Source organism: Hyphococcus lacteus (assembly GCF_041058985.1).
GTDB lineage: Bacteria > Pseudomonadota > Alphaproteobacteria > Caulobacterales > Parvularculaceae > Hyphococcus > Hyphococcus lacteus.
The window spans coordinates 1,079,519-1,103,089 of the sequence record NZ_JBEHZE010000001.1; the positions used below are offsets into that span (position 1 = coordinate 1,079,519).

The following is a 23,571-nucleotide window of genomic DNA, read 5'->3' on the forward strand; positions in this document are numbered from 1 at the left end:
TAATAATCCGTCTGGTGGTGGATTATTGCATTTTATAGGCGACGCCTTCTTTCATCACGAAGTCGATATCTTCGAGTTCTTTGATGTCGCTCAACGGGTCACCTTTTACAGCAACTAGATCACCATATTTTCCAGGTTCAACAGTACCAAGAACATCTGATTTGTCTAAGTTGGCGGCCCCATTGACCGTGGCGGCATGGATGGCTTCCATCGGCGTCATGCCGGCATCAACGAGCAAGCCAAATTCGCGCGCGTTGACACCATGCTGAGAAACACCGCTATCCGTACCGAAGGCGATTTTGACGCCGCCTTTGTGGGCCCGTCGCGCCATATCCAACATGGTTGGTCCGACTTCTTTTGCTTTGGCTCGTTGCGGCGGCAAAAGATGAGAGTTCGGATCATTGGCCCATTCTGCAACTGTCACCCCGGCTAGAATTGTTGGTACGAGAAACGCATCATTTTTCTTGAATAGTCGAATGGATTCGTTGTCGAGATAGGTCCCGTGTTCGATAGAATCGACACCGGCGGCAAGTGCGGCATTGATACCTTGGACGCCGTGTGCGTGGGCTGTAACCCGGCGTCCCATCGCGTGGGCGCTGTCCATGATGGCTTCTAATTCATCGTCAAAAAATTGCTGTTCAAGCCCCGCCGCCGTGTTCGACAACACGCCGCCCGTTGCTGTCAGCTTGATGTGATCTGCACCACGGCGAACCTGATCTCGTACTGCTTTGCGGCATTCGCCAGCACCGTCGCACACGCCTTTTGAATGAAGGATGTGGCCGATTTCATCCGTATACCCTTGCGTTCCGTCGCCATGACCACCAGTGACCGATATTGTTGCGCCGGATGCGTAGATACGTGAGCCGACAACATCACCGCGTTTGATGCCTTCGCGCAGGGCGAAAATCGCGTCGCTAGAACCTGCGCCAACGTCACGAACTGTAGTAAAGCCTGCCATGAGCGTTTTGTGGGCAAAGCCAGCACCGGACATAGCCAAATCCGCACCAGACATTTGGACTCGATCAAGCCTGCCATTGGGGTTGTTCTCATGCGTGATGTGAACGTGACCATCAATCAAGCCAGGCATAACGAAATAATCGCTGAGATCATGAACAGTAACATTGTCATTGCTGTTGGCGCCGATGGCCTGAGCGTCCAAAAAACCGGCGGCAACGCGTTCAACCCGTCCGTCTTTAATGACAACCGTTTGATTTTCGGCAACGGCGCTTCCGGGTTTGGCCAGTAGTTGTCCTGCGTGAACAACAGCATAATCTGCTGCATGTGCGCTAGTAAACATTGCACATAAGCCAATAGTGGTGATCAGACGATTCATTTCGTCTCCTCTCTCAAAACAGTGTGTTTATTTTGGTTTTGTTTAACCTGTAGTAGACCCGCGTACGGGACCGATATACAGCTTTTCATCGTCAAAATCGAACATGATGCTGCGATCAGCAAAAAGATCTGCGCCTAAAAGACAAAACGGGCGTGTGCTTTTCTTGAGTTCCGCAAAAATTGGTGCGTCATAAACAAGGAAAATTTTGTTACGCCAGATTGCCTGGCCAATGCGAAGTCGCGTGATTTTAATCGGAAGAACGCGGGCTGTGTTATCAAAGATGTCATTGATCCTCGAACCCGTTGTCATACCACCACCGCGATCGACATTCACACGTAGTCCCGCTGACATTGCACGCAGGGCCGCTTTGTTAAAAATAGTGCCTGATGCACCAAGATCGACGATGCAGGAAATATAAGCACCGCGAACTTGGACCTTTACCGTATGTAATGGCGTGGCGTTCTCGGTAATGCTGATTGGCCTTAGTGCGGTTCGCGACCAGCCCTTTTGATTGGGCCTTACATCACTGTCAGGGGGATAAAGTCGGATAAGGCGATGATTTGCATCAATATGCACTTTGTATCGAACCAAGAAATCGAGGCCGAGCACCCCTTGAGGAGGCACATTGGGCGGCAGCCAATCCGGCAGAATGACCCCGACATGTTCGTCCAGCCGCTCTCCGTTAAAATCGATTGTACCGATTTCATATGCCGGGAGTGCCTGTGCCCCGGAAAGACCGAGAATTCGAATGTCGGCCCGATCGGCAGGGATAAATTCTTGGGTTCGGGAAAGGTTTTCGAAGACCGAAGTGATTGTCGCACCGGAGTCGACTATAAAATGATGGGGGCCTTGGTCGTTGACCGTCCCATCTACCGTAATCCAGCCTTGATACCGAAGGCGGTAGGGGATCTCTGCGATACTTTCCTGATCGGTGACGGATTGCGCAAAAGCGGGGTGTGCAAAGACTAGGCTCGCGACAGCGATGGCTAAGCTCAGTACATGTTTCATCCGCGCCCCATCTCCCCTTTGATGGCCAACCCACTGATTGGCTTTGCGCCCTATCAAAAAGAATATGCTATGTGCGAGGAGCTTGTCACCGTTGTGGCCCTGCCAGAGAGACGATTAGAGCGCTACACTCGGTAAAGTGATTGAGATTGTGTGATTCATATAATTCTCGGTCCGCCACCCAACATTCGGCACGCTTTGATGATTCTGTCGATAATCGCGCTTTTAGTAGGTGTTTTTCTCGCAATCTGGTTGCCAACCCCCTTGCTATCAGCGCTTCGCAGGGTATAACCCCCGCTTTCTCAGACGGTCGTCGGGCCCCGAACTCGGGAATGGCATGCCTTGGCGACCTTGTTGCACGTCCGAAAGGACCCTTTAAGGAATTGCGAAATGCCCAAGATGAAGACTAAATCTGGCGCGAAAAAGCGCTTTAAAATGACAGCAAGCGGCAAAGTAAAAGCCGGTGTTGCAGGCAAGCGCCACGGCATGATCAAGCGTACACCAAAGCAAATCCGCCAAAATCGCGGCATGGATGTGCTTTCGGATGCTGACGCGAAGATCGTCAAAAAATACATGCCCTATAACCGCTAAGGAGACGCTGTCATGTCACGAGTTAAAAGAGGCGTCACCGCCCACGCCCGCCACAAAAAAATCATCGGTAAGGCTAAAGGTTACTACGGCCGCCGTAAAAATACGTTCCGCGTAGCTAATCAGGCCGTCGAAAAGGCTGGCCAATATGCTTATCGCGACCGTCGCGTCCGTAAGCGTAACTTCCGTTCGCTCTGGATCCAGCGCATTAACGCTGCTTGCCGTGAGCTAGACTTTACTTATGGCCGATTTATCAACGGGCTCGATCGCGCAGGCATCGAAGTAGACCGCAAGGTTCTCGCTGATATTGCAGTGCACGAGCCTGAGGCATTCAAGGCCCTCGCGGAAAAGGCAAAAGCGGCACTCGCTTAATGCTTTTACTGGCATCTCGGATCTAATCCGAGGTGGCTGAACAGCAGAAACCGCATTTGGGTCGTCCACCACAGGAACTACCGGGTGACGCCCATCAACAAAATCGCTAAAGCGTCATTCGGAAACGAGTGACGCTTTTTCTTTAGCAGACAAATTGGAGACCGGACCGCATGTCCGAATTGCAGGAACTTGAAACCGACCTGTTGGCAAAGATTGACAGCGCCGAAAACGAATCCGCCCTTGAAGGTTTGCGTGTTGGCGCGCTAGGCAAAAAGGGCGTCATCTCGGAGCGCATGAAAACGCTTGGCAAGATGAGTCCCGAAGAGCGCAAAGAGATGGGCCCGGTATTGAATGGTCTAAAGACCCGTATCGGCGATGCGATCGAGACAAAGAAACAAACCCTAGAAGCAGCAGCGCTGAATGCGCGGCTGGCCTCGGAGAAGGTTGACGTAACGCTGCCGATCCGCCCTGAACCAAAGGGGAAGATACACCCCGTTTCTCAGGTTACCGAAGAGATCGTCGCGATTTTTTCGGCGATGGGTTTCGATGTTGCTGAGGGGCCAGACATTGAAGACGATTTCCATAATTTTACGGCATTGAATTTTCCAGCTGATCACCCGGCGCGTGAAATGCATGATACGTTCTTTTTTGAACCGCGCGAGGACGGCACACGCCAAATGCTCCGTACCCATACATCGCCGGTTCAAATTCGTACGATGAAATCACAAAAGCCACCGATTCGGATCGTCATTCCTGGTCGTACATATCGTTGTGATTCTGATCAGACGCACACGCCGATGTTCCATCAGGTCGAGGGGTTGGTGATCGACAAGAGTGCCCATATGGGCCACCTCAAAGGTACGCTTGAGGCTTTTGTGAAAACTTTTTTCGAGATCGAAGAAGTTAAAACACGCTTTCGTCCGCACTTTTTTCCGTTTACCGAACCGTCCGCCGAAATGGATATTGGGTATGAGCACGTCGGCAAAGAGATACGATTTGGTCAGGGTGCTGACTGGATGGAAATTCTGGGGTGCGGCATGGTGCACCCAAATGTCCTCGTGAATTGCGGGTTGGATCCTGATGAGTATCAGGGTTTTGCCTGGGGGATGGGCGTCGATCGTCTTGCGATGCTGAAATACGGCATTCCGGATTTGCGTGATTTCTTTGCTGCCGATGCACGATGGTTAGAGCACTATGGGTTCGATCCGGTCGATCAACCGAATTTGGCGACAGGTTTGAGCAGGTAACAGGACGATGAAATTTACATTAAGCTGGTTGAAGCAACACCTAGAAACCGATGCAAACCTTGATACGATTGTCGATGCAATGGTCGCTGTCGGTCTTGAGGTTGAAAGCGTTGAAAACCCTGCGGAACGTTTGGCTGCCTTCACGATTGGCGAAGTTCTGCATGCAGAAAAACATCCCGATGCCGACAAACTCAAGGTTTGTAGGGTTGCCACAAAAGATGGTGAGATGCAGATCGTTTGTGGCGCGCCTAATGCGCGCGCCGGCATTAAGGTTGCTTACGCGCCGGTTGGTGCTTATGTGCCCGGTATGGATGTAACACTTTCAAAAGCTAAAATCCGCGGCGTTGAAAGTCACGGTATGATGTGTTCAGTCAGTGAGCTTGAAATGGGCGATGATCATGACGGTATTATCGAGGCCCCGGAAAACGCCTCAGTGGGTGATCCTGTTGCCGAGGTTTACGGACTAAATGATCCGGTTATCGACTTTGAAGTTACGCCAAATCGCCCAGATACGAACGGCGTGAATGGGGTGGCGCGTGACCTCGCGGCTGCGGGGTTAGGTACGTTGATCACGCCAACCCCTGAGCCGGTATCGGGCGAATATCCCTGTCCGCAAAAGGTTGAGCTGCATTTTGATTCGGCTACCAGCGACGCCTGTTCTGCTTTTTCTGGTCGCTTGATTAAGGGTGTGAAAAACGGACCATCGCCCAAGTGGCTTCAAGATCAGCTTCGTGCGATTGGGTTGCGCCCTATCAACGCATTGGTCGATGTAACGAACTTTGTTTCTTATGATCGTGCACGTCCTCTCCATGTTTACGACGCTGACAAATTAAAAGGTGCGATCGTCGCCAGAATGGGTAAGGACGGCGAAAAATTTCTTGCTCTCGACGGAAAAGAATACACCATTGACGAAACTATGTGTGTGATCGCCGATGAGAATGGCGTTCTCGGCCTTGGCGGCATCATGGGTGGCGAAGAAACGGGGTGTACAGAAGAGACGGTGAACGTCTTTGTCGAATGCGCCTATTTTGATCCATTGCGTACAGCGAAAACAGGCCGCAAGACGGGCATAGCGTCTGATGCGCGTTATCGTTTTGAGCGTGGGGTTGATCCGGCATTTGTGGTGCCCGGTCTAGAAATGGCGACCAAGCTCATTCTCGATATGTGCGGTGGTAGCCCAAGTGAAATCGAACTCGCCGGGACAGTGCCGACACCTGAACGGAATGTTTTATTCCCGCCATCAGAGGTGAAACGCCTCACTGGCATGGATGTTCCGCCTGAGGGCGCTGAGAAAATTCTCAATGCGCTTGGGTTTGGTGTTGCAAAAAGTGACCCTTGGCAGGTGGATGTCCCGACCTGGCGACCGGATATAGAGGGCAAGGCCGACATCGTTGAGGAAATTGCACGTGTTGTCGGGTTTGCGCATTTGCCTACGGAAACACTCCCGCTATTGAAGCCAGTCGAAACGCCGAAACTGACAATAGGTCAGAATCGTCGCCGTTTGGCGCGCCGGGCGCTTGCAATGCGCGGAATGCTCGAAGTTGTGACATGGTCATTCATGGATGAGCGTTATGTTGGTTTGTTTGCGGATGAAAAGGAGTTGCGCAAAAAGGGATTGGTATTGGCCAATCCAATTGCGTCAGACCTAAGTGTCATGCGGCCAACAATTTTGCCAAATTTGATAAGCGCTTTGGGTCGCAACGCTGATCGTGGTCGCGATGATTTAGCGTTGTTTGAGGTCGCGCCGGTTTACCATGGTGATCAGCCCGAAGATCAGGTAAGTGTCGCGACGGGCGCGCGCCATTCATCGCCCGCGCGACATTGGCAAGGTGAAAATCCGCCGTCGGATGTTTTTGTGGTTAAGGCTGATGCAATGGCGGCCGCTGAGGCGGCTGGCGCGCCGGTTGCTAGCCTTCAAACGACGACGGATGCGCCAACTTATTTCCACCCCGGCCGATCCGGTGTCCTACGCCTCGGACCAAAAGTCATTGCGCATTTCGGCGAAATCCATCCCGGCGTTCTAAAGGCGATGGATGTCGAGGGGCCGGTCCATGGTTTCGAAGTGTTTCTTGACGCCATCCCGGCATCAAAAAAGAAACCAACTAAAACACGTCCGGCGCTTGATGCGTCAGAACTGTTACCTCTTACTCGTGATTTTGCTTTCGTTGTGGACGACGACATTGTCGCCGAAACCTTGCTTAAGGCGGTACGCGGCGCAGAGAAAAAGCTAATAACCAGCGTTTCGTTATTTGATGTCTACCAAGGCAAAGGTGTAGCTGAGGGTAAGAAATCTTTGGCCGTCGAGGTTACGATTCAGCCTCGTGAAAAAACCCTCACCGACGACGAAATCGACGCTATTTCCGCCAAAATCGTGGCGCAGGTAGAGAAGGCAACTGGCGGATCACTCAGGGGCTAAAATCAACGGGGCAGGGCATCAAAACCAGCTTGCGGAACGCGCGCCGCCAAGTTATGACGCCCTCCCGCCACAAATTGGGCCGCATTAGCTCAGCTGGTAGAGCACATCATTCGTAATGATGGGGTCAGGTGTTCAAGTCACCTATGCGGCACCATATTGAAATTTTTTACCGACCAATTTTACCTAAAAATACAGATAAAACAATGATGTAGGCCGCATTTGCGTCGTTTGTGGTCCGATATGGTCCCTTACGGTTGGGGGTATTTGGGGGTATATGTGGGGGTATCTCCAAACTCTCACCAAAGCGATACCCCCAAACATGCTTTCAGACCTCAAAATTCGCAATGCTGCGCCGAAGTCCAAGCCTTATAAGATCGCTGATGGCGGTGGGCTTCATTTATTGGTCAATCCGAGCGGTTCAAAGCTCTGGCGGTTCAAGTACCGGGTTCTCGGCAAGGAGAAGCTGCTGTCTTTTGGCTGCTATCCAGATTTGACCTTGGCGAAGGCTCGTAAAGAGCGCGATGCGGCGCGGGAGCAGTTGGCGGCGGGGATTGATCCGAGCGAAGCCCGAAAGGCCGAAAAGGAAAAGAGGCTCGAAGAACGAGAGCGCGTCTTTGAGCGCTTGGCGAGCGAATTTCTCGAAAAACAAAAGAACGATGGGCGGGCGGAGTCGACTTTGAAAAAGAACCGCTGGGTGCTGGATATGGCTTGCGCTGAATTTGGTAATGTGCCGGTCACGGAGATCAAAGCCCCAACGATTTTAAAGGCGCTCAAGAAGGTCGAGGCGCGCGGGACGTTTGAGACTGCGCGGCGGCTCAAAGTGATGATCAGTGCTGTTCTACGTTATGGCATGTCGCTTGGCTGGATAGATGCAGATCCTACGCCAGCGCTCCACGGTGTTTTGGCCCGACCACCGCAAAAGCCAAGGGCCGCGATAACCGATGAGCGGGAGCTTGGCGGGTTATTACGGGCGATAGATGGATTTAACACCGGTCAGCCAACGACCCGAATTGGATTGCAATTATTGATTTTGCTCTATCCTCGACCGGGAGAGTTGCGCGGCGCAAAATGGGATGAGTTCGATTTTGATAAAGCGGTCTGGACGATCCCAGCCGAGCGAACAAAATTGCGCCGCGTTCATCGTGTTCCACTGCCCCAGGCGGCGATCAGCTATTTGGACGAGTTGAAAGAGCTTACGGGCTATGGCGAGCTACTTTTGCCGTCCCTACGGTCAAGCAAAAAGCCAATCAGTGACGCAACTTTCAATGCCGTGCTTCGGCGAATGGGATTTACTGGTGACGAGGTAACGGCGCATGGATTTCGCGCAACCTTCTCAACGCTCGCCAATGAATCAGGATTGTGGAATCCAGATGCGATTGAACGGGCGTTAGCTCATATCGATAAAAATTCAGTTCGGGCGGCTTATGCGCGCGGGGAGTTTTGGGACGAACGCGTTCGCATGGCTGAGTGGTGGGCGGAACATTTAAACAGCATAAAACAGTTTCAATAAAAATAAGTAATGAATATGATTTTGATTTTCTCGAAATGAGTGGGAGGATTAATGTCTAAGAGAACTCAAAATAAATCACAAAAAAGCATGGAGTTCCTTGATCTGTATGCTTCGTTGGATGGATGGACCGAGAAGGAGGCTGTTTTACTTTCGCTTTGCATTGATCCGCGAAATCCGTTCGAAGGGCTGGATCAGAAAAAAATATTCAATATCAATGACATCCCTCTATATAAAAATAGACTGTTTATGCTTATGCGCGCGGTGGTTGCCTTCGGGTGGGATGGGTATGTTCTGCCAAAAGACTTTATTGTGTGGGCAGAGTTAAAAAAAATTTCTGTGCCTGAACGTCTAAAAATAGCGGTTAATAAAACGCAGACAGGCGGTTCTTTTGTTTTTAGACAACAAAATGAAAATGCAATCGAGATTAAAGAAAAGTCCTATCTGGAGGAAATTCAGCTTGAAGAAAATGCGAGAGAGCTTGCCGAATATCGAGAACGCAAATGGCAAGAAATCCGAGAAAAACAATTAGAGATTGAAGCTGAAAAAGTTAATCCGAAAGCAAGAACCAGTTTGTTGAAAATGATTTTTGGCATGGCGATCGATAAGTATCGCTACCAGTCAAACGCCAAGATTTGTCATTCAGCTTCAAAGATACAAAGTGCGGTCGAGCGGGCCGGTATGGAGATCGATGTAGATACAGTACGCAATTGGCTGAGAGAATCAGCCGAATTAGCGGCCGAACCGAAATAGGTTGGGGGGAAACTGAAATCAGTTTTACCTCTGCCAGTTTCGGACTCAGGGGTGTTGAGACGATTTAACTATTTCTTGGTCTAACGAATACCAAGGAGGTAGTTTTTGAACGTCCCATTCCCCAAAACTGGTTTTGTCCGTCTAAATCAGATTCTCGCGCCAGCGGGACCGATACCCGTTTCCAAATCAACTTGGTGGGCGGGTGTAAAAGACGGGCGCTTTCCGAAGTCCGAAAAGCTAGGTCCACGAACCACAGTCTGGCGAGCGGAGGATGTTCGCGCCCTTTATGAACCAAAGGACGCGGCCTAATGGCGAAGCGATACAACCTTCGCTCGATCAAGAAAAATCGGAATTACACGTTCGAAGAGGTCGCGGAATTGCTCAATGTTCATGAGCAAACCGTGAGGGGATGGGTGTCGAGCGGGTTGCGATGTTTGCGGGCTAAGAAGCCTTACTTGATCATCGGTGAGGACCTTCTCGTCTTTCATCGCAAACGGACAAAAGAGCGAAAATCACCGCTCGGTGAAAATCAGCTCTATTGTCTAACGTGCCGGGAGCCAAAAGTTCCGTTCGATTCCGAGGTGGAATTCATCCCGAAAGAGAATGGTGCGGGCTTGCTGGTTGGTCTGTGTGCCGATTGCACGAACCTTTGTAACCGGTTCGTTCAGGAGGGGAAGATATCGGCAATCGCGCCGGATCTTGTGGTCACGCGCTCCGCTTGCGTGAACAGCCTAAAGGAACCCACCAATCCCCCCGTAAACACTCAGCAAGCGGAGAAGCAAAGCGAATGAGAAAATTCAACGAAGAAAACGAGCGGATCAAACGAAAATATTTCCGTTATCTGCGCGAAGCCGCAAGGCAAAGCGATGCGTCGATAGACAAATCAGCGGCGGCGATAATTCGGTTCGAGCAATCGACCGATTTCAAGACTTTCAAATCGTTTCACATTAAGCAAGCAATGGAGTTTAAGAAGATGCTGAAAAAATCAAAGAATGAAAAAACCGGACTGCCCCTATCCATCACAACGATCAGTGCCAATACGCGATTGGTCAAGGCGTTCTTTAATTGGCTGCGGTGGCAACCCGGTTTTAAGTCGCGGATTGGTCAATCAGATGCCGAATATTTCAACCTTTCCGCCAAAGAAGAGACTGTCGCCCATGCCCACCGCGAAAAGCCATTCCCATCGATGGAGCAGGCGCTCCACGCATTTCGGCAAATGCCCTATGGATCGGATATTGAGAAGCGCAATCGTGCTTTGTTTGCGTTTTTGCTCGTCACCGGTATCCGTGACGGCGCATTGGCATCGCTCAAGCTCAAGCATGTGGATATGATAGAAGGAAAGGTCTTTCAGGACCCGCGTGAGGTGAACACCAAAGCGTCAAAGACAATTTACACAACCTTTTTTCCTATGAAGACCGAGCTTGTCGAAGCGGTGAAGGAATGGGTGCGATATCTGCGCGAGGACAAGCTGTTCGGTCCTGATGACCCACTATTCCCGAAGACCAAGGTTTCCACTGGTTCCGAGCGGAAATTCCAAGCGGTGGGCTTGGATCGTGCCCATTGGTCAAACGCGGCGGCTATTCGCAAAATTATTGGCGAAGCCTTCGAGGCGGCGGGCATAGAGCGCTTTGGCCCTCATTCTTTCCGCAAGACGCTTGTCCAATATGGCGAGCGCGTTTGCAAAACACCGGAAGAGTTCAAGGCATGGTCGCAAAACCTTGGCCATGAGAATGTGCTGACGACCTTTACAAGCTATGGCGCGGTCAGCCGCCAACGCCAGGCCGAGATCATTAAAAACCTCGCAGCATAATCAAGAGCGCAAGACCCAAAAGCAAATCAGCGCCGGTGGGGCTTCCATTGGCGCTCGATTCGCCGGGCAACGCGGGCTAGTCTGCGGCGAATCACAAAGCTGAGGACAGAATAAGAAAATGACGGACGAACAGAAAAGAAAACTCGAACAGCTTTTGTGGAATATTGCCGACACATTGCGCGGCAAGATGCACGCCGATGAATTCCGCGACTACATTCTCGGCTTTATCTTTTACAAATACCTCTCCGAAAAGATGTATCTCTATGCCAACAAGATCTTGGCGGAAGATGGCATCGATTATCTGAAGATTGATGAAAATTCCAACGAGGGCGAAGAATATCTTACGGCGATTCAGGAAGAGGCCGTCCTGCAACTAGGTTACTTCCTGCGTCCGTCTGAATTGTTCGGCGAGGTCGCACTTAGGGGGCGCGCCAACGCCACCGACGACGGTGAAGACGGTGACCATGCCGAAGGCGCGAGCAAGTTCATCCTTGGCGATCTGGCGCGAATTCTAACTAATATCGAGCGCTCGACCATGGGCACCGAAAGCGAAGACGACTTTGCCTCGCTGTTCGAAGACCTCGACCTTAGCTCGACCAAGCTGGGACGAAGCGAAGCCGACAAAAACAAACTGATCACCAAAATCTTGTTTGAGCTGAACAAGATCGATTTCGAACTCGATAAGATCGACTCCGATGTTCTTGGCGACGCCTATGAATATCTGATTGGTAAATTCGCGGCGGGAGCAGGCAAAAAGGCCGGGGAGTTTTACACCCCCCAATCGGTTTCAACGATCCTCGCCAAGATCGTCACCACCGGTAAATCGAAACTGAAATCCGTTTATGACCCGACCTGCGGTTCCGGTTCGCTTTTGTTGCGCGTCTCAAAAGAGGTCAAAATCGTCTCTGCCTATTACGGGCAGGAAATGAACCGAACCACCTACAACCTCGCGCGGATGAACATGATCTTGCACGATGTCCATTACCGCAATTTTGATCTCCGCCAGGAAGACACCCTAGAGCGCCCCCAACATCTGGAACAGCGGTTCGAAGCGGTGGTCGCCAATCCGCCATTCTCCGCCAAGTGGAGCGCCAGTAAGCTGTTTGAAAGCGATGATCGCTTTTCCCAATATGGCAAGCTTGCCCCATCATCAAAGGCTGATTTCGCCTTCGTGCAACATATGCTGTATCAGCTCGATGATAATGGCCAAATGGCGGTGGTCCTGCCCCATGGGGTGTTGTTCCGTGGCGCGGCTGAGGGGCATATTCGTCGCTTTCTGATCGAAGATCGAAACTGGCTCGACGCGGTGATTGGCCTGCCCGCTAATATTTTTTACGGCACCTCAATCCCCACCTGTATTCTGGTTTTCAAAAAATGCCGCGAAAACCCAGACGATATCTTGTTTGTCGACGCCAGCGCCCACTTCGAGAAACAGAAAAACCAAAACCATCTTCGCCCCCAAGATATAGCCCGCATCGTCGATACCTATCGCGACCGGTCAGTGGTGGAAAAATTCTCTCACCGCGCGTCAATCGATAAAATCAAGGAAAATGATTTCAACCTCAATATCCCGCGCTATGTGGACACATTCGAGGAAGAAGAACCGGTAGACTTGACCGAAGTCGTCCGTGAGCTGAAAGCCATTGAGAAAGGCATGGCCAAAACCGACGACGCCATTCGCACATTCTGTAAAGAGCTTGGTATCGGAGCGCCGGTCTGATGGCGAAATCGGCTAACGAAAAGAGTGTTCCGAAACTGCGCTTTCCTGAGTTTGAGGATTGTTGGAATGTCCGAAGGTTGGATTCTACGGGCAAGTTTAAGTCGGGCAGTGGGTTTCCGGAGATTGAACAAGGTGGGAAAGAAGGCGTTCCGTTTCTTAAGGTATCAGATATGAACCTAATAGGAAATGAGACGGAAATCACAACTGCGAACAACTATCTAACGGCGGATCATATCAAACGGTTAGGATACAGACCGATTTATTCGCGCGCGATAATATTTGCAAAGGTTGGTGCCGCAATTTTTCTTGAGCGAAAACGGAAGGCTGAAAATTTTCTTATTGATAACAATATGATGGCGTTTGTTCCGAGTGATTTAATCGACTATGATTATTTGGCATGCCTGTTTGGTACGATTATATTTTCGAAGTTTGCTCAGATAGGTGCTTTGCCGTCCTACAACGCTGGAGACTTGGGTTCTATTAAGGTTGCTCTTCCGACAATCTCCGAACAAAAGAAAATCGCGGCGTTTTTGGGGGCGGTGGATGACCGGCTGGCGGCGCTGCGCAAAAAGCGTGATCTCCTATCCGACTATAAGCGCGGCGCGATGCAGCAAATCTTTTCCCAAAAAATCCGCTTCACCCGCGACGACGGCACTCCGTACCCTGGTTGGGAAGAAAAGAAGTTGGGGGAGGTTTCCGCAATATACGATGGAACCCATCAGACACCAAAATACGTAAAGTCAGGCGTCCCATTCTATAGTGTCGAGCATGTTACTGCGAATGATTTTTCGAAAACGAAATATATAGCCGAGGAGGTCTATGCGAGCGAATGTAACCGGGTTTCCTTAGAGAGAAATGATATCCTAATGACAAGAATAGGCGATATAGGTACTGCACGTATCATTGATTGGGATGTTCGCGCGTCGTTCTACGTTAGCTTGGCGCTAATCAAATGTACCAGTGACGTTATTCCTTCCTTTCTACTACAATGCATTCGTTCGTCAGAATTTCAGCAAGAATTACACAAAAGAACGATACATGTCGCATTTCCTCGGAAAATTAATCTCGGTGAAATCGGCCATTGCCTGTTAGGTCTTCCTCACCGCGAAGAACAACAAAAAATCGCGGATTTTCTCTCGGCCATCGACGCCAAGATTGATGCTGTGGCGCAACAGATAGACCGCACCGAAACCTTTAAAAAGGGTCTATTGCAACAGATGTTTATTTAAGTATTCTCGACGCTGGGCAATATAGGTGCGGGGGCGGTATGGAGAATCTCACCGATCAGATAAGAAGTATTTTTCACAGTATTTCAGAAATTCCAATAGAATTGTCAGTGGTATTGGTTCTCTCCGGAGTTATCTTTGGGGTGCTAATTGATCCGATAATTAATCAATTTTGTCGATTTTTTCGGCAGCCGCGATTAATGCTGCAGGAAAGCCAGATCTCGGAATTGACTATACACTTAGATGAGAACGTAGATGCTGTTCGGGTTCATCAAAACGTTTTTAAGTGCATGAATATCAAGAAGGGTCAACGGCTGGAAATTTTCAGTCTTGGCCCTCACAAAAAACAAAAATACCCGGTTTTAGGCCGTGATATAGAGGTCATGTGGAGTCGAACAGCAGATAATAAAGAGGACGTAATTGAGCTTCCGCAAGACGTGTTTCGGTCGTTGTTCCCTAAGAACGATTTTGGAGACGGAGACAAAGCTTTGTTCCATTTTAAAAAGTCGAATTTGCGCGGATTCGACCGCTATTGGAACCACGAGAATTCAGCAACGGCGTTTTCAAATAAGTTTGCAGTTTTTCTCGCGCTTGGGCTGATGTTCGTAGAGTTATTTTTTGGATTCATCCCCACACCAATTAAAATAGTGATGCTGGTTGGCGTCTTTATGACTATCGTTTTGTTGTATTTTAAGGCGCGGAGTCGTTAATTCGTGACCACCCAACCCGAACAAGTTCTTGAAGACAACCTTGTCGATCAGTTGACGACGCTTGGTTATGAGCGGGTGACCATCCGCGATGAAGACGCGTTGTTGGCGAACCTCAAAAACCAACTAGAAAAACACAACAAGGTCACGTTTTCCGACGCGGAGTTTGCGCGGGTATTGAACCACCTCGATAAGGGGAACGAGTTTCAGCGCGCCAAGACATTGCGCGATAAATTCAACCTGCGCCGCGATGACGAAACCAATATCTATATTGAATTCCTGAATATGGAACATTGGTGTCGCAACCAATATCAGGTGACGCAACAAGTCAAAGTCAAAGGCAAATACGACAACCGCTATGACGTGACGTTGCTCGTTAATGGTTTGCCGCTTGTGCAGATCGAATTAAAACGGCGCGGGCTGGAATTGAAAGAGGCGTTCAATCAGGTCAATCGCTATCACCGGCATTCATATTGGGCCGGGAATGGTTTGTTTAAATATGTGCAGATTTTTGTGATCTCGAATGGCGTCAATACAAAATATTACGCGAACAACAGACGCCAAACATTCAAGCAAACATTCTATTGGGCAGACCGCGACAACAATTTAATCACGCAGCTTAATCAGTTTGCCGAGGCTTTTCTGGAGAAGTGCCACGTCTCCAAGATGATTTGCAAATATATCGTTTTGCACGAATCCGACAAACTTTTGATGGTGTTGCGCCCCTATCAATATTACGCGGTGGAGGCGTTGGTCGACCGCGTTAAGAACACCGAGAAAAACGGTTATATCTGGCATACGACGGGATCGGGTAAGACCCTGACCAGCTTTAAGGCTGCGCAAATTCTCGATGATCTGCCCACGGTTGAAAAGGTTGTTTTCTGTGTTGATCGGGCGGACCTCGATTATCAAACCGCGCGGGAATTTAATTACTTCTCCGAAGGCAGTGTCGACAGCACCAGCAACACGGCAAAGCTCGTTAATCAGCTAACCGATGATACGCGCCTGATCGTGACGACGATTCAAAAGCTCAATACGGCTATTCATAAAAAACGCTATCGGGACCAGCTGGAGAAACTCGCCAACAAGCGAATTGTTTTTATTTTCGACGAGTGCCACCGCTCGCAATTCGGCGAAACCCACAAGCGGATAAAAGAATTTTTCACCCGCGCGCAAATGTTCGGTTTTACCGGAACGCCTATTCTTGAAAAGAACGCCGTCCGTAATGAGCTAGGAAAGCGTACGACCAAGGACCTGTTCGATTTATGCTTGCATAAATATGTAATCACCAATGCGATCAGCGACGAGAATGTTCTGAAATTCTCCGTTGAATATTGGGGCAAGCTCAAACGAAAAGATGGCGGCTTAATCGACGAAGAAGTCGCGGGCATCAACACAAAAGAGTTTTTTGAAAACGAAGACCGTATAAGCGGAATCGTTGATTGGATTATCGCCAATCATGACCGAAAGACGCATAATCGCGCGTTTTCGGCGATGTTCTGCGTGAGCAGTGTCGAGGCTTTGACCAAATATTATGAGGCGTTCAAAACCAAGAAAGAGGCCGGGCAACATGGGCTTCGTGTGGCGACGATATTCACTTACACGCCGAACGAAGAAGACGCCGACGCGGATGGAAATATTCCGGAACCGGATTTCGATATCCGGACCGAAGAGACCAAAAGCAAGCATTCGCGCGATCTGCTCAATGATTATATTGCCGATTACAACGCCATGTATGGCACCAAGCATTCGGCGAATGATTCAAAGGGCTTTTACGCCTATTACAAAGACATCGCCAAGCGCATCAAAGAGCGTGAGAAAGACAGCTTCGACGATAAAGACCGCGTCGATATTCTGCTCGTTGTGAATATGTATTTGACCGGTTTTGACGCAAAAAAGCTCAATACGCTCTATGTAGACAAGAACCTGAAATATCATGGTTTGGTTCAGGCATTTTCGCGCACGAACCGGATTTTGGGCGATCTCAAATCACACGGCAATATTGTCTGTTTCCGTAACCTCAAGAAGAAAACCGATGAGGCGATTGCGCTGTTCTCTAATCCGAATGCCAGCGAAGTCATCCTCATGGAGCCTTATGGCGACTATGTGGAACAATTCAACGAAGCGCTCGCGCATCTATTTAACATCGCGCCCACAGTGGATAGCGTCAACGAGCTACCGAGCGAAAAAGAGGAACTCGCCTTTGTACAGGCATTCCGCCAGCTAATACGCCTCAAGAATATACTTGGCGGATTTTCCGATTTTACCTTCGAGGACCTCGATATCGAAGAGCAGACCTTCGAAGACTATAAGAGCAAATATCTCGATATATACGACAAAACCCGAAACGACAGCGAAGGCGAGCAATCGTCTATCATCAATGATATCGATTTTGAGTTAGAGCTAATCCAGCGAGACGAGATCAATGTCGCGTATATTCTGGCGCTCTTGGCTGATCTGCATAAGGCGGATCAGAAAACCGATGCGAAGAGCAAGAAAGACGCCAATGAAAAGCGCAAGGCCATTAGCGACCTTCTCGGATCAGAGGCGCAACTGCGTAGCAAGAAAGAGTTGATTGAACGGTTCATCGCGGAACATATGCCGAAGGTGAAGAAGGGCGAGGATGTTGCCGTTGCGTTCAAGGCTTACTGGACCGAAGAGCGTCAAAGCGCTTTGGCGACGCTCTGTGAAGAGGAAGGGCTGCGTCCGGATCAAATCGAGAGCATTATCGAAAGTTATCATTTCACCGGACAGACACCGCTCCGCGATACAGTGGTTGCCGCGCTCGTCGAAAAGCCTAAAGTCTTAGAGCGGAAGAAAATTGTCGAGCGCGTTACCGAGAAGATCATTGCGCTTATCCGTCGATTTGATGACGATATGGGAGCCGTATAAATGCCCTAAACCCACCGCCAAAATGTGGGGGTATCATTGGGGGTATCGCTCAAAATACAATTGAAATAATTATTTAAAAACAATTGTATATAGCAATATTCGCAGTCACCTATGCGCACCATAGGCTGGACGAACACGAGTGTGTTCGTTTATACCTGCGAATATTGCACTGCGCTTAATGTCCGCCTTGCGAAGCCTTCAAATATTGCGTGTTGATGCCGACAAAAAACTCCTTGCGCCACCGCCCATTCGAATAAGGCCCCAGGCAAAAAGAACAGATGCGGCGACGCAACCAATAATGGCGTAGATCCGCATGCGTCATGCTGACAACCAGCGTCGTATAAATTGCGATTGGAAAAGCTGATTTGTGTCGGCGAGACCAGTGCGCGGGTGTAGAACAGAATAGCCGGGCCCAGCAGCCTTCGAATAGAAAATTCTACACCTACAAGATGGGTCGCGAGGTTGTAAGCTCTGGACACGATAATCAATTCACGGAGAATAGGGGCCAGCACGGCGGGCAGCAAAGCCTTGAAGTGAATTATTAGGTCTTTTTGCCCATCCCTTTGGCTGAGCGCCATCGCCAAAAAAATGCTATGATAGCCGCTGCGGCAGAGTAAGAAATCGTCATGAACGGCACCGGGTATCTGACAAGTTTTCCCAATATGTAATCAAAGAGCGATGGCGCAAATAACCACTCCCTTGCGGGCTAAAGTTAGTGAAGCTTTGAAGAGGTGGGTGTGTTGTCTGCGCGATCACCGTGCAGTTCGGTCTGGGCTCCTACAGAACTTTTTCTATGACTTTGATGACATCGTCGATTTCTTGACCGAGCTTATAAAAGATCGGCAATCTGACGAGCCTTTCTGCAATATCATTTGTTACCTTTAGCGGTCCGTGTGCCCGGCCATAATTCATCCCAGCCGGTGCAGAATGCAATGGCACATAATGGAACGGTGTCATGATTCCATTTTCTTTCATTGCACCAATGAAATTAGCGCGATCTTCCTGGTTGGGCATTAATACATAATAGAGATGCCCATTATGCTCGCAGTGATCTGGGATGTGAGGGTAGGTAAAGTCATTTCGCCCGAGGCCACGAAGGAAGTCATTGTACTGATTCCAGAGCCGGAGTCGTTCCGCTGAAATTTTATCGACGTTTTCTAATTGTCCAAAAAGGAAGGCAGCACTCAATTCGCCCGGTAAATAAGAGCTTCCGATATCTACCCACGTATATTTATCGACCTGTCCTCTGAAAAAGCGAGTTCGGTTTGTTCCCTTTTCTCTTATTATCTCCGCGCGCTCCATCAAACGGCTATCATTGATAATCAGTGCACCACCTTCTCCGCAAGTAATGTTCTTGGTTTCGTGAAAAGAGATTGTGCTTAGGTGTCCGATCGATCCGGCCTGGCGACCTTTATATGTTGACCCTAAAGCTTGGGCAGCGTCTTCCACGAGCCACAAGCCATAGTCGTCGGCTATGGCTCTTATTTTGTCGAGCTCGGAGCAAACGCCAGCGTAGTGGACGGTGAAGATTGCCTTTGTGCGTTCAGTAATGGCATCAACGATCAGGTTTTCATCCATGTTTAGTGTGTCAGGTCGCACATCGACAAACACGGGTTTCCCCCCTCTCAGCACAACGGCGTTGGCAGTAGAAACGAAAGTAAAACTCGGCATGATAACTTCATCGCCGGGGCCAATGCCCGTCAATATAGCGGCCATTTCAAGGGCGGCCGTACATGAGTGGGTTAGAAGTGAACCAGCGCAACCAATGCGTTTGTTGATCCAGTTTTGACATTGTTCTGTGTAGTGACCATCACCAGATAATTGCAGGCGTTTGATGGCATCTGTTATATATTCGAGTTCTTTTCCGACCAATGCTGGCCGATTGTAGGGAATATTTGTTGTCCCCATAGTATCACCTATCTATATAAACGAGCATTCAACGCGATGAATTAGACTAGTTGCCAGTAAAACGCTCTCTTAGTTTTGTAAACTTGACGATTTCAGAATTGCTACTCGCGGCCCTTATTATTTTCAGCATCCCAGTACCGCAAACCACCACCGGACATCCGTCTTCAATACTCCAGATTTTACCGGGCTGACGTATAGAAAATGTTAAGTCTGCACATACCACCGCTTCATGAATGACGATGACTTCATTCTGATAATGACACTTTGCCCCTTCATACGGAAACCCGAGAGCATTCACTGTGCGCGCCAATTCGTCTGCAGATAGACTCCAATCGAGGAAGTAATCAGCTTGATCGCGCCATATTGAATAAGTTGCTAAGGATGCATCTTGCTCTTTTCCGACGAGCGCGCCAGCCTCTCGTTTTTTCAGGATGTCAGCCACCAATGTTGACATTATGTCTGCTTGAATTTGCAGCGCGTCATGAATTTTTAACGGGTATGAAATTGTGGCTGTTTGTTGTGCAATTATGGGACCTTCGTCAACTTTGTCGTTAGCAAATAGCGCAGTGACGCCGATTTCTGTATCACCATTAATCAGTGCAGTAACTGTTGGGGCAAAGCCGCGATATTTCGGTAAAAGAGAATCGTGAAAAACGATTAGTTTTGCTTCGCTGTTTTTTATGAGGAATTGCCAGCCAACTGTGAATGTAAGCTCATCCTTTCCCAAAACCGGCCGCGTTGATTTTTCAAACTGGACATTGTTTTCATTAGCTAATTTTTCAATTTTTGAAAACGACCGGGACTGATCTTTGGGCTGATCGTAGCTAACAATTCTATTTGGCAATAAATTTATTGCTTTTAGCTTTTGGAGGAACTCAACGCCTTTTAAGCCGACGACAAGTGCAGTGAAGGGTAGGTGCGCGACAGTCATCATTTTCCTGTTTGATGAGAGGCAATTTCAGAAATAACAAAGCTAGGCCGTTCTTTCGCTTCTCTTAGTACGCGCCCTAAATAAATCCCGATCAGGCCTGCAGCTGCAATGTTGGCTCCCCCGAGGAACCAGATTGAAATCACGATGCTTGGCCACCCCTGAACATCACTTCCGCCGAGAAGCGCCCAAATAAGATAAATTCCGCCAAAGAAAAATGATAGAGCGGCGATTAACCCACCAATCATAGACATGATCCACAATGGGCGGTCTGAAAAAGATAAAACAACATTGGTGCCCAGTTTTAGGAGAGTTTTCAGGTTGTATGATGACTTTCCTGCATGTCGTTCGTTATGTTTGACGCTAATGGTGGTTTGCTTGAAGCCAAGCCATTGAATCATCACAGGGAAATATTTTTGTTCTTCAGACCAGCTATTATATGCGGCAATTACCTTTTCTTGGTACAGGCCAAAATTCGCAATGTCCGCGTCAATTTTCTGGCCTGTGAGATAGCTGAGGACCGCATAATAAGTTTTTGAGAAAGCTCTTCTCAGCCAACTGTCTGTTCGGGCGTCCCGCTTGACTAAAACGACCTCTGCGCCCTCCATTGCCTTTTCCCACATTGCCGGAAGGGCGCTTGGATGGTCTTGTAAGTCGCAATCAAGAACGACGACCCACTGACCACGGACTATGCTTAGCCCTGCTTCAATCGCGGAGTGTTGGCCGTAATTTCTAGACAAATTTATGCCCGTTACCTCGGGTGTAGATTTTGTAAGCTCCTTGATAGCCTCCCATGAATCCTCGGGACACTTGTCGTTTACGAGGATAATCTCGAAATCTACGTCGATAGTTTCACAAGCCTTACGAATTTCTAAAACTAGCTTTTCCAGACAATCTCGGCACTTATAGACGGGTGAAACGAAAGATATAATAGGTTTCAGCATGATCTCACAGAGCATAAAAATTGAGTTTCGGAACTGATTTTAATAACCATAAATCACTATAACCTGCAAACAACTAAAAGGCAGCGATACGATCACATGCAAAAAATGCAAATAGTAAAATACGGTGTTGCCGGGCTTGCAAATACACTTGTCGCATTTCTCACCTTTTCGGCGCTAATTAAATTCACCCCGCTTGTGTTTTGGATAGCAAATCTACTAGCGATTATTGCGTCTCTCATTTCGGGATTTTTACTAAGCCGTTACTTTGTATTTTCAGCGGCCATAGGGTCGGGTAAAGCGCAAGGTTGGAAGTACGGTGTAACATTTGCGATTCAATATGCGGTGAGTACTGCCTTAATCTATGCAGGCATTAGGGCGGGTGCGTCGGAGCAGTTAGCGTACATCCTTATGTTGCCATTTGCCATTTCTGTCTCGTTCTGCCTGCAAAAATTTTGGGTGTTTAAACCTACCTGAGAAAGAGCTTTCCTCAACCGTCGGAGTTACTGTAGATACAGGACGATTTTGTCGTCCTGAATGAAAACCGAATCCGGGCTTGGCCATGGAGCTCGGCCTTCCAGGTGGTTTTTTCGGATGTCTTCCTTCTTCTGGATGAAGTCGGGGTCATAATGGCGGTACTTAAACTTTATCTTCGACCCAAGAAGGATGAAAATATCTTCGTCGGTCCAACTGGCTGATATCTCAGCGTTATCTAAGTGTACATCTCCGGCGATATCCCACCGTTTTCCATTTGACCGAAGGATTTTGCTACGGAAATTGCTTGAGTATTTACCAATCTTGACGAGATCGTAGGTCTTGCTTGCATCAAGGCCGGGCAAACTTTCCATACGTTGTAATAACCGATTGGCTACAGCCATGTCATGTTGCTGACCCCTGAATAATATTTCTTGCCGGATGAGATCGACCTGTACGAATCGAAGAGCAATGAACGAAATCAGAATTAGAAACAGGTTCTGTAAAGCGCGACCGGAAAGGTAATGGAAAATTAGAGCAGCAGCAAAGCAGTAGATGACCACTGTAGCTGTGTTGTATCGATACTCGTAAAACTGATTGTTTGAGCTTAGAAAGTACATGGCTTTGGCTGATACAACCAGGGCAAAAAACAGGCCGAGAAACGAAAGAATTTTCCACATATTTCGGCGAACTGACATTAAGCCAAATACTAGGGCAGAAATGCACACAGCGAGTAACAGGTATTTCAGGCTTTCTGAAAAATCTGGTTGCGAAAGGTAAAGCTGCGCGAAACTCTTTTTGATTACCGTAAAGACGCGGACGGGGAGTTCGGAAAGGTCGTTATATTCTGTGGCGTGACTTTTTGCTCCGGATAACTTCATGCTTACAAAATAAGCAAGCGTCCCGATAACCGCTGAGAAAACCCTGAAAGAGAATATTTTGTATGTTTCTACAATAGTTTTGTTGCGGTCCATGACATGGGCAATGGCGGCGGCGACGCTCGCAACACAGAAAAAGCTGATAGCTGGTTGGTAAGTGGCCATTGCCATTACAATAAGGGCAATGCTGATAAAAAATCTCAGGACACCAATTTTTGATAGAGAGTATACAGCTAATACAGCAAAAAAACCGGATACAATAAAAATTAAAGTGGACCATGTGTAGTAAAAGGGCGCAAGAAATGCCGGATATGCGACGAACAAGACGCCCACTAAAAAGGTTTGCAATCCCGAAAGTTTGAAATTCCAAATTTTCAATAGCGTGAATGCGGTCAAGGTGTTGACTATAACTGCAATGAGTGGCGTCAATACCGGCATATCGGCGTTGTTGATTGCTTTAAAAATATAGACTGAAAACCAGCGCCCGTGATGAACCTGATCTTGGCTATTTATCCAGGGCATCCTAAAGCCGTGATTATGTAGCGGATGATGCGCGATAAATATAAAGAACGCGACGGCTCCAACGATTGTTACATAAAGCATGAGCGTTTTATGTTCTCTGAAAAAATCCAACTCCTCGTTCAGCGATCGAAATTGATTTCGTATGTATGTTGACGAAGAATTTTTGATGTTTGATAGCATTGGACCGTGCCTAATTTTCTCACGCATTTAAAGTCGCGCAATATCCTCTTACCAATTGAATCGCTCCTCGCAACCTTGGAGGTTGTCTGGTTCGGGTTTGGTGGTGATAGCGGTTTCGTTCCGGGCTGCATAGCCGTAGAGCACGACTTCCATGGGGGTCAATG

At 48.7% G+C, this 23,571-nt stretch carries 21 protein-coding genes and 1 tRNA gene; 15 read left to right on the plus strand and 7 right to left on the minus strand.

The features are described 5' to 3' along the window. Nucleotides 1–22: 22 nt before the first annotated feature. A complete protein-coding gene (locus ABFZ84_RS05280) occupies nucleotides 23–1,333 on the minus strand; it encodes a metal-dependent hydrolase family protein (RefSeq protein WP_369312892.1) in 1,311 nt (436 codons plus the stop codon). 42 nt (nucleotides 1,334–1,375) lie between these two features. Beyond that, on the minus strand, nucleotides 1,376–2,341 hold the full coding sequence (locus ABFZ84_RS05285) for an aspartyl protease family protein (RefSeq protein ID WP_369312893.1): 966 nt from the start codon (nucleotides 2,339–2,341) through the stop codon (nucleotides 1,376–1,378). Nucleotides 2,342–2,728: 387 nt separating this feature from the next. Here ABFZ84_RS05285 and rpmI point away from each other — a divergent pair, with 387 nt between their 5' ends. From rpmI to ABFZ84_RS05355, 14 genes are all read left to right on the plus strand, one after another. After that, complete coding sequence (gene rpmI, locus ABFZ84_RS05290) at nucleotides 2,729–2,929, plus strand: 50S ribosomal protein L35 (RefSeq protein ID WP_369312894.1); 201 nt, start codon at nucleotides 2,729–2,731, stop codon at nucleotides 2,927–2,929. A 12-nt stretch (nucleotides 2,930–2,941) separates the two neighbouring features. Then, complete coding sequence (gene rplT / locus ABFZ84_RS05295; RefSeq protein WP_369312895.1) at nucleotides 2,942–3,298, plus strand: 50S ribosomal protein L20; 357 nt, start codon at nucleotides 2,942–2,944, stop codon at nucleotides 3,296–3,298. Nucleotides 3,299–3,468: 170 nt separating this feature from the next. After that, entirely contained in the window at nucleotides 3,469–4,545 is a 1,077-nt protein-coding gene (pheS, locus tag ABFZ84_RS05300) for a phenylalanine--tRNA ligase subunit alpha (protein WP_369312896.1), read from the plus strand. 7 nt (nucleotides 4,546–4,552) lie between these two features. Beyond that, nucleotides 4,553–6,961, plus strand: coding sequence for a phenylalanine--tRNA ligase subunit beta (pheT, locus tag ABFZ84_RS05305; RefSeq protein WP_369312897.1), 2,409 nt, complete (start codon nucleotides 4,553–4,555; stop codon nucleotides 6,959–6,961). A gap of 78 nt (nucleotides 6,962–7,039) precedes the next feature. After that, nucleotides 7,040–7,115 (plus strand) — tRNA-Thr (locus ABFZ84_RS05310). A 165-nt stretch (nucleotides 7,116–7,280) separates the two neighbouring features. After that, nucleotides 7,281–8,471 (plus strand): tyrosine-type recombinase/integrase, encoded by a 1,191-nt coding sequence (locus tag ABFZ84_RS05315; protein WP_369312898.1) that lies wholly within the window; start codon nucleotides 7,281–7,283, stop codon nucleotides 8,469–8,471. 51 nt (nucleotides 8,472–8,522) lie between these two features. Then, nucleotides 8,523–9,221 carry a hypothetical protein gene (locus ABFZ84_RS05320; protein WP_369312899.1) on the plus strand — a complete coding sequence of 233 codons (699 nt, stop codon included), beginning with the start codon at nucleotides 8,523–8,525 and terminating at the stop codon, nucleotides 9,219–9,221. A gap of 105 nt (nucleotides 9,222–9,326) precedes the next feature. Continuing rightward, entirely contained in the window at nucleotides 9,327–9,530 is a 204-nt protein-coding gene (locus tag ABFZ84_RS05325; protein WP_369312900.1) for a helix-turn-helix transcriptional regulator, read from the plus strand. Next, on the plus strand, nucleotides 9,530–10,012 hold the full coding sequence (locus tag ABFZ84_RS05330; RefSeq protein ID WP_369312901.1) for a helix-turn-helix domain-containing protein: 483 nt from the start codon (nucleotides 9,530–9,532) through the stop codon (nucleotides 10,010–10,012). Before ABFZ84_RS05325 ends, ABFZ84_RS05330 begins: the two co-directional genes overlap by 1 nt. Continuing rightward, complete coding sequence (locus ABFZ84_RS05335; protein ID WP_369312902.1) at nucleotides 10,009–11,031, plus strand: tyrosine-type recombinase/integrase; 1,023 nt, start codon at nucleotides 10,009–10,011, stop codon at nucleotides 11,029–11,031. The genes ABFZ84_RS05330 and ABFZ84_RS05335 overlap by 4 nt, the downstream gene beginning before the upstream one ends. A 118-nt stretch (nucleotides 11,032–11,149) precedes the next feature. Beyond that, complete coding sequence (locus ABFZ84_RS05340; RefSeq protein WP_369312903.1) at nucleotides 11,150–12,751, plus strand: type I restriction-modification system subunit M; 1,602 nt, start codon at nucleotides 11,150–11,152, stop codon at nucleotides 12,749–12,751. Further along, a complete protein-coding gene (locus ABFZ84_RS05345; RefSeq protein ID WP_369312904.1) occupies nucleotides 12,751–13,980 on the plus strand; it encodes a restriction endonuclease subunit S in 1,230 nt (409 codons plus the stop codon). Before ABFZ84_RS05340 ends, ABFZ84_RS05345 begins: the two co-directional genes overlap by 1 nt. A gap of 38 nt (nucleotides 13,981–14,018) precedes the next feature. Then, nucleotides 14,019–14,687 (plus strand): hypothetical protein, encoded by a 669-nt coding sequence (locus ABFZ84_RS05350; RefSeq protein WP_369312905.1) that lies wholly within the window; start codon nucleotides 14,019–14,021, stop codon nucleotides 14,685–14,687. A 3-nt stretch (nucleotides 14,688–14,690) separates the two neighbouring features. Then, complete coding sequence (locus ABFZ84_RS05355; protein ID WP_369312906.1) at nucleotides 14,691–17,576, plus strand: type I restriction endonuclease subunit R; 2,886 nt, start codon at nucleotides 14,691–14,693, stop codon at nucleotides 17,574–17,576. A 149-nt stretch (nucleotides 17,577–17,725) separates the two neighbouring features. On the opposite strand, the gene ABFZ84_RS05360 is transcribed toward ABFZ84_RS05355, so the two are convergent. The 4 genes from ABFZ84_RS05360 to ABFZ84_RS05375 all read right to left on the minus strand — a co-directional run bounded on the left by ABFZ84_RS05360 (nucleotide 17,726) and on the right by ABFZ84_RS05375 (nucleotide 21,356). Then, nucleotides 17,726–18,154: a hypothetical protein gene (locus ABFZ84_RS05360; protein WP_369312907.1), complete on the minus strand. Its 429-nt coding sequence runs from the start codon at nucleotides 18,152–18,154 to the stop codon at nucleotides 17,726–17,728. A gap of 199 nt (nucleotides 18,155–18,353) precedes the next feature. Then, nucleotides 18,354–19,484 (minus strand): dTDP-4-amino-4,6-dideoxygalactose transaminase, encoded by a 1,131-nt coding sequence (rffA, locus tag ABFZ84_RS05365; protein WP_369312908.1) that lies wholly within the window; start codon nucleotides 19,482–19,484, stop codon nucleotides 18,354–18,356. A 46-nt stretch (nucleotides 19,485–19,530) separates the two neighbouring features. After that, nucleotides 19,531–20,418: a methionyl-tRNA formyltransferase gene (locus ABFZ84_RS05370; protein ID WP_369312909.1), complete on the minus strand. Its 888-nt coding sequence runs from the start codon at nucleotides 20,416–20,418 to the stop codon at nucleotides 19,531–19,533. Then, nucleotides 20,415–21,356 (minus strand): glycosyltransferase family 2 protein, encoded by a 942-nt coding sequence (locus tag ABFZ84_RS05375; protein ID WP_369312910.1) that lies wholly within the window; start codon nucleotides 21,354–21,356, stop codon nucleotides 20,415–20,417. Before ABFZ84_RS05375 ends, ABFZ84_RS05370 begins: the two co-directional genes overlap by 4 nt. 96 nt (nucleotides 21,357–21,452) lie before the next feature. Here ABFZ84_RS05375 and ABFZ84_RS05380 point away from each other — a divergent pair, with 96 nt between their 5' ends. After that, nucleotides 21,453–21,830 carry a GtrA family protein gene (locus ABFZ84_RS05380; protein WP_369312911.1) on the plus strand — a complete coding sequence of 126 codons (378 nt, stop codon included), beginning with the start codon at nucleotides 21,453–21,455 and terminating at the stop codon, nucleotides 21,828–21,830. Nucleotides 21,831–21,856: 26 nt separating this feature from the next. Here the strand turns inward: ABFZ84_RS05380 and ABFZ84_RS05385 are convergent, their stop codons facing one another. Further along, nucleotides 21,857–23,308, minus strand: coding sequence for a glucosyltransferase domain-containing protein (locus ABFZ84_RS05385; RefSeq protein ID WP_369312912.1), 1,452 nt, complete (start codon nucleotides 23,306–23,308; stop codon nucleotides 21,857–21,859). Nucleotides 23,309–23,571 lie beyond the last annotated feature (263 nt).

What these genes read in the sequence shown, in the direction of transcription:
- ABFZ84_RS05335 (WP_369312902.1), top strand. Translation starts at nt 10,009, where the DNA reads ATGAGAAAATTCAACGAAGAAAACGAGCGGATCAAACGAAAATATTTC.
- ABFZ84_RS05380 (WP_369312911.1), top strand. Translation starts at nt 21,453, where the DNA reads ATGCAAAAAATGCAAATAGTAAAATACGGTGTTGCCGGGCTTGCAAAT.
- ABFZ84_RS05330 (WP_369312901.1), top strand. Translation starts at nt 9,530, where the DNA reads ATGGCGAAGCGATACAACCTTCGCTCGATCAAGAAAAATCGGAATTAC.
- rffA (WP_369312908.1), bottom strand. Translation starts at nt 19,484, where the DNA reads ATGGGGACAACAAATATTCCCTACAATCGGCCAGCATTGGTCGGAAAA.
- ABFZ84_RS05320 (WP_369312899.1), top strand. Translation starts at nt 8,523, where the DNA reads ATGTCTAAGAGAACTCAAAATAAATCACAAAAAAGCATGGAGTTCCTT.
- ABFZ84_RS05340 (WP_369312903.1), top strand. Translation starts at nt 11,150, where the DNA reads ATGACGGACGAACAGAAAAGAAAACTCGAACAGCTTTTGTGGAATATT.
- ABFZ84_RS05360 (WP_369312907.1), bottom strand. Translation starts at nt 18,154, where the DNA reads ATGGCGCTCAGCCAAAGGGATGGGCAAAAAGACCTAATAATTCACTTC.
- ABFZ84_RS05375 (WP_369312910.1), bottom strand. Translation starts at nt 21,356, where the DNA reads ATGCTGAAACCTATTATATCTTTCGTTTCACCCGTCTATAAGTGCCGA.
- rpmI (WP_369312894.1), top strand. Translation starts at nt 2,729, where the DNA reads ATGCCCAAGATGAAGACTAAATCTGGCGCGAAAAAGCGCTTTAAAATG.
- ABFZ84_RS05285 (WP_369312893.1), bottom strand. Translation starts at nt 2,341, where the DNA reads ATGAAACATGTACTGAGCTTAGCCATCGCTGTCGCGAGCCTAGTCTTT.
- pheS (WP_369312896.1), top strand. Translation starts at nt 3,469, where the DNA reads ATGTCCGAATTGCAGGAACTTGAAACCGACCTGTTGGCAAAGATTGAC.
- ABFZ84_RS05370 (WP_369312909.1), bottom strand. Translation starts at nt 20,418, where the DNA reads ATGATGACTGTCGCGCACCTACCCTTCACTGCACTTGTCGTCGGCTTA.
- ABFZ84_RS05345 (WP_369312904.1), top strand. Translation starts at nt 12,751, where the DNA reads ATGGCGAAATCGGCTAACGAAAAGAGTGTTCCGAAACTGCGCTTTCCT.
- ABFZ84_RS05315 (WP_369312898.1), top strand. Translation starts at nt 7,281, where the DNA reads ATGCTTTCAGACCTCAAAATTCGCAATGCTGCGCCGAAGTCCAAGCCT.
- ABFZ84_RS05385 (WP_369312912.1), bottom strand. Translation starts at nt 23,308, where the DNA reads ATGCTTTATGTAACAATCGTTGGAGCCGTCGCGTTCTTTATATTTATC.
- rplT (WP_369312895.1), top strand. Translation starts at nt 2,942, where the DNA reads ATGTCACGAGTTAAAAGAGGCGTCACCGCCCACGCCCGCCACAAAAAA.
- ABFZ84_RS05280 (WP_369312892.1), bottom strand. Translation starts at nt 1,333, where the DNA reads ATGAATCGTCTGATCACCACTATTGGCTTATGTGCAATGTTTACTAGC.
- ABFZ84_RS05350 (WP_369312905.1), top strand. Translation starts at nt 14,019, where the DNA reads ATGGAGAATCTCACCGATCAGATAAGAAGTATTTTTCACAGTATTTCA.
- pheT (WP_369312897.1), top strand. Translation starts at nt 4,553, where the DNA reads ATGAAATTTACATTAAGCTGGTTGAAGCAACACCTAGAAACCGATGCA.